The organism is Polaromonas sp. (assembly GCF_031411155.1).
GTDB lineage: Bacteria > Pseudomonadota > Gammaproteobacteria > Burkholderiales > Burkholderiaceae_C > Polaromonas.
In genome coordinates, this window is record NZ_JANOAL010000287.1 from 1 (window position 1) to 5,153 (window position 5,153).

Here is a 5,153-nt window from a genome sequence, read left to right on the forward strand (position 1 = left end):
CGCCGCCCGCGGGTTTTTTTTGAAGAGTGGTACGACCCGCACATCAGCGCGATTGCCTGGGTGTCCGAACTGATAGGCATCGCTGGTGGCGATGACTGCTTTCCGGAACTGGCCAGCCAGGCCATGGGCAAGGACCGCATCATTGCCGACGGTGGCGAGATTGTGCGGCGCAACCCCGACATTGTTCTGGGCTCCTGGTGCGGGCGCAAATTCCGGCCCGACCATGTGCGCGCCAGAGCCGGTTGGGAAAATGTCAGCGCCGTGAAAACCGGCCAGCTGTTCGAGATCAAGTCGTCAGAGATTCTGCAGCCCGGACCGGCGGCCCTGACCGACGGGGTGGAACAGATTCACCGCATCCTCATGGACTGGAATCAGCAATATGGCTGAGCCCTTGAAAGTAGCCCGCAGCGAACTGATTCTGGGCGGCCAGCGCAGCGGCAAGTCGCGCCGCGCCGAACTGCTGGCGCGCCACTGGCTGGCCCAGTCGCCCGTCCACGGCGCGGTGCTGATTGCCACGGCCCAGCCGGGGGACGATGAAATGCGCAAACGCATTGCCCGGCATCAGCAAGACCGGGCGCAGCGCGTGCCCGGCCTGCGCACGGTGGAAGAGCCGCATGCGCTGGCCCAGGCCCTGACCCGGCACAGCCAGCCCCAGACCCTGGTCGTGGTGGACTGCCTGACCCTGTGGCTGACCAATTTGCTGATGCCAGCCCCTGATTTTGAAGCAAATAGACCTCTAGCCCAGGATTCACAGGCGCAGATAGCTATGTTTTTGATAGCAATTGAAAAAAACGCAGGCCCGGTCGTGCTGGTCGGCAACGAAATCGGCCTGGGCGTGATTCCGCTGGGCCGCGAGACGCGTGACTTTGTCGATGCGCTGGGGCGGCTGAACCAGGCGGTGGCGCAGGCCTGCGAGCGCGTGACTTTCATGGCGGCGGGTTTGCCGCTGTCCCTGAAAGGCTTGTCATGAAGCGGTTTGTGGCCGTGCTGGTGCTGCTCCTCGTGGTGCTGGCGCCCGCACAGGCCCTGCAAATCACCGATGACCGAGGCATCACGGTCACGCTGCCGCAAACACCGCGGCGCATCGTCAGCCTGCTGCCATCGCTGACCGAGACCGTGTGCGAGCTGGGCGAGTGCAAGCGCCTGGTGGGGGTGGACCGCTATTCCAACTACCCGGCCTTCGTGCGCAGCCTGCCGCAGGCGGGCGGCGGCATCGACCCCAACATCGAAGCCGTCGTGGCACTGCGGCCCGACCTGGTGCTGATGGCCACCTCGTCGCGCGGCGTGCAGCGACTGGAGGCGCTGGGCCTGAAGGTGGTGGCGCTGGAGCCCAAGAGCTCGGCCGACGTGCAGCGCGTGATGGGCAAGATCGGCCAGCTGCTGGAGGTGGCCGACGCGCAGCGCGTCTGGCGCGTCATCGACGCCGGGGTGTCGGCGGCCGCGCAGTCGCTGCCGCCTGCCGCGAAGAACACCCGGGTCTATTTTGAAGTCAGCCGCGGGCCGTATGCGGCGGGCACCACCTCCTTCATTGGCGAGACCATGCTGCGCCTGGGGGTGAAGAACATCATGACGCCCGAGCTGGGGCCTTTTCCCAAGATCAACCCGGAATACGTCGTGCGTGCCAATCCCGACCTGATCATGGTTGGCGCGCGCAACGCCCAGGGGCTGGAACAGCGTCCCGGCTGGGCCGGCATCCGCGCCTTGCGCGAGGGGCGGCTGTGCGTGTTCACGGCGGAGGAGTCGGACGTGCTGGTACGCCCCGGTCCGCGCATGGCCGAAGCTGCACGCATCATGGCCAGGTGCATCGCCGACAAGGCGGGGGCTGCGCTTCGATGAGCGGCGCCGCACCGGCAAGCGCCCCCCATCGACTGGGCTTTGTGCTCGGCCTGTTCCTGCTGCTGGCGGCGGCCGGCCTGCTGCTGCTGGGCGCCGGCGTCGGCAGCACCGGCTTCGACAGCGTGCTGCAGGCGCGCCATGACCCCGTGGCCTGGCAAATCATCCGGGACATCCGCCTGCCGCGCACGCTAGGCGCCTGGCTGGCCGGCGGCCTGCTCGGACTGGCCGGCGCCGTGGCCCAGGGGCTGTTCCGCAATCCGCTGGCCGATCCCTATCTGCTCGGCAGTGCCTCGGGTGCCGCGCTGGGTGTCGCGCTGGCGCTGGCTTTGTTTGGCGTGTCACCGTTTGCGACTTCGTTCCTGGTGCGCCTGGGCCTGACCGGCGCGGCCTTCGCCGGCGCGGTGGGCGGGGTGCTGCTCACGCTGCTGCTTTCCAACGGCGTGCTGCACACCCTGCGGCTGCTGCTGGCCGGCGTCATCGTCGGCGTCGTGCTGGGCGCGGCGCGCGACCTGGTCACGCTGGCCGTGCCCGACATCCTGCAGGCCATGCAGGCCTTTCTGCTGGGCAGCACCGGCTTCGTCGGCTGGACCTCCTGCGGCGTCATGGCCGCGGTGTTGCTGCCGACCCTGGCCGTCGCCTGGGCCCTGGGCCGCGTGCTCGATGGCCTGGCCCTGGGTGCGGCGACGGCCGCCAGCCTCGGCCTGCCGTTGACCGCCGCGCGCGCCGCCCTGGTGGCCGTGCTGGCATTGGCGACCGGCGCGGCGGTGGCGCAGACCGGGCTGATCGCTTTCGTCGGGCTGGCCGCGCCGCATCTGGTGCGCTCCATCGTCAAGACCACGCATGGGCGTCTGGTGGTTCTCAGCGCGCTGATGGGCGGCCTGCTGCTGCTGGCTGCCGACGTGCTGGCGCGCTGGCTGATTGCGCCGCAAGAGCTGCCGGTGGGTGTGCTGACGGCGGTGCTGGGCGGCAGCTACCTGCTGTGGCTGATGCATCGCAGCACCGGCAGGGGTAGCGGGCGGGGCGCCGGCTTATGACAATTGCTATCAATTCAATAGCTGTTGATGCGCGTTCCATCAGGGCCAGCCTCGGAAATGTCGAGGTATTGCACGGCATCACGCTGGCCTTGCCGGCGGCCCGCTGGACCGGCATCGTCGGCCCCAACGGCGCGGGCAAATCGACCCTGCTCAAGGTGCTGGCCGGTTTGCTGGCGCATGGCGGCGAGGTGGCCTTGCTGGGCCGGCCACTGACTGCCCTGCGCGGCCGCGAGCGTGCCAGGCAACTGTCCTGGCTGGGGCAGAGCGAAAGCTCGGCCGACGACCTGACGGCCTACGACGTGGCGATGCTGGGCCGCCTGCCGCACCAGGCCTGGCTGGCACCGCCCAGCGCCGCCGACCACGCCGCCGTTGAAAACGCCTTGCGTGCCACTCAGGCCTGGGACTGGCGCGCCCGCGCCCTGGGCCAGCTGTCGGGCGGCGAACGCCAGCGCGTGCTGCTGGCGCGGGCGCTGGCGGTGGAGGCGCAGGTGCTGCTGATGGATGAGCCGCTGGCCAACCTCGACCCGCCGCACCAGACCGACTGGCTCTTGACCGTGCGCGAGCTGGTGGCCAGCGGTAAAACCGTGGTCAGCGTGCTGCATGAAATTTCGTTTGCGCTGCGGGCCGACGCGCTGGTGGTGATGGCCGCAGGCCGCGTGACGCACCAGGGCGCCTGCGATGACCCCGCCACCCACCGCGCGCTGGAACAGGTGTTTGACCAGCGCATTGCCGTGCACAAACTGGCTGGCCAGTGGATCGCGCTGCCCAAAATCGGATGACATGAAGAATCGCCAGCGCGCGTTCAGGTGCGCGGGCCGTAACATTTGCAGCGTTTTTTGCAAGTTTTGAAGGAGAAGGCACCATGACCGCCAAATGCGTGATGGTTTTGGGCACCACCAGCGGCGCCGGCAAGAGCTGGCTGACCACCGCACTGTGCCGTTACTACGCTCGACAGGGCTTAAAGGTGGCCCCCTTCAAGGCCCAAAACATGAGCAACAACGCCAGGGTCGTGGCCCCCACGCTTGTCGCTTTGCGTACTGCGCTGCCCCCCGAGGGGGCTAATTTTCCTTGGGGCGGCCCGGCGGAAAATTGCTCCGGCGGTGAAATCGGCAGCGCCCAGTATTTCCAGGCGCTGGCCGCGCGCACCAATCCCGATGTGCGCATGAATCCGCTGTTGCTCAAACCCGAAAAGGACACGCAAAGCCAGGTGGTGCTGATGGGGCAGGTCAATGCCGAACTGTCGCGCATGGAATGGCGCGACCGCAGCGAGCGTGTCTGGCCGACGGTGCAAACCGCCCTGACCGAGTTGATGGCCGAAAACGACGTGGTCGTTATCGAAGGCGCGGGCTCGCCGGCCGAGATCAACCTGAAATCCAGTGACATCGTCAACATGCGCGTGGCGCTGCACGCCAACGCGGCCTGCCTGCTGGTCACCGACATAGACCGCGGCGGCGCCTTTGCCCATCTGTACGGCACCTGGGCCATGCTGGATGCGGCCGAGAAAAAACTCATCAAAGGCTTTGTGCTCAACAAGTTTCGTGGTGATGCGGCACTGCTGGCGCCGGGCCCGCAGATGCTGCAGGACCTGACCGGCGTGCCGACGGTGGCCACGCTGCCGATGTGGTGGCAGCACGGCCTGCCCGAGGAAGACGGCGTGTTCGATATGGCCCCCACGTTCGGCACTGGCATGTCCTCTCTGCCCCCCGAGGGGGCGGCCCGGGCGAAGGCGACGGTTATCGCCGTGGTGGCTTACCCGCGCATCAGCAACCTCGACGAATTCCAGCCGCTCAAAAACGTGCCGGGCGTGCGATTGCGGTGGGTGCGCAGCCCCAGCGCGCTGATGGACGCCGACTGGATCATCCTGCCCGGCTCCAAGGCGACCAGCGGCGACCTGGCCTGGCTGCGCGCGCAGGGGCTGGACCAGGCGATTGCCGCGCACGCCAGCCGTGGCGGCGTGGTGCTGGGCATTTGCGGCGGCCTGCAAATGCTGGGCGAAGCGCTGATTGACCCGCACGGCATTGACGGCAACGGCCCCGGCCTGGGCCTGCTGCCGCTGGTCACGCTGTTTGACGAAGCCAAAACCGTGCGGCAGCGGCAGGCGGCATTTGGCCCTGTGCGGGGCTGGTGGGCGGGCCTGTCGGGCGTGTCCGTGCAGGGCTATGAAATCCACCATGGCCAGACGGCCCCGCACACCGCCATGGCGGCCGCGGGCGACATCGCCTACGCTGTGATGCCTGACGGCCTGGCCTGGCAAAACGCGGCCGGCAATGTGCTGGGCCTGTA

General features: G+C 68.0%; 6 protein-coding genes. All 6 read left to right on the plus strand.

Features of this window, described 5'->3' with window-relative positions; all coding sequences use genetic code 11:
• On the plus strand, nt 1-387 hold a 387-nt coding region (locus RMO23_RS16950; protein WP_309683895.1), incomplete at its 5' end, for an ABC transporter substrate-binding protein.
• Complete coding sequence (cobU, locus tag RMO23_RS16955) at nt 380-970, plus strand: bifunctional adenosylcobinamide kinase/adenosylcobinamide-phosphate guanylyltransferase (RefSeq protein WP_309683898.1); 591 nt, start codon at nt 380-382, stop codon at nt 968-970. The genes RMO23_RS16950 and cobU, both read left to right, overlap by 8 nt.
• Complete coding sequence (locus tag RMO23_RS16960; protein ID WP_309683899.1) at nt 967-1,836, plus strand: helical backbone metal receptor; 870 nt, start codon at nt 967-969, stop codon at nt 1,834-1,836. Before cobU ends, RMO23_RS16960 begins: the two co-directional genes overlap by 4 nt.
• A complete protein-coding gene (locus tag RMO23_RS16965) occupies nt 1,833-2,870 on the plus strand; it encodes an iron chelate uptake ABC transporter family permease subunit (protein ID WP_309683901.1) in 1,038 nt (345 codons plus the stop codon). Before RMO23_RS16960 ends, RMO23_RS16965 begins: the two co-directional genes overlap by 4 nt.
• A complete protein-coding gene (locus RMO23_RS16970; protein ID WP_405041621.1) occupies nt 2,867-3,649 on the plus strand; it encodes an ABC transporter ATP-binding protein in 783 nt (260 codons plus the stop codon). Before RMO23_RS16965 ends, RMO23_RS16970 begins: the two co-directional genes overlap by 4 nt.
• Before the next feature lie 83 nt (nt 3,650-3,732).
• Nucleotides 3,733-5,153 (plus strand): cobyric acid synthase (locus tag RMO23_RS16975; protein ID WP_309683903.1); only part of this gene is annotated, 1,421 nt, incomplete at its 3' end.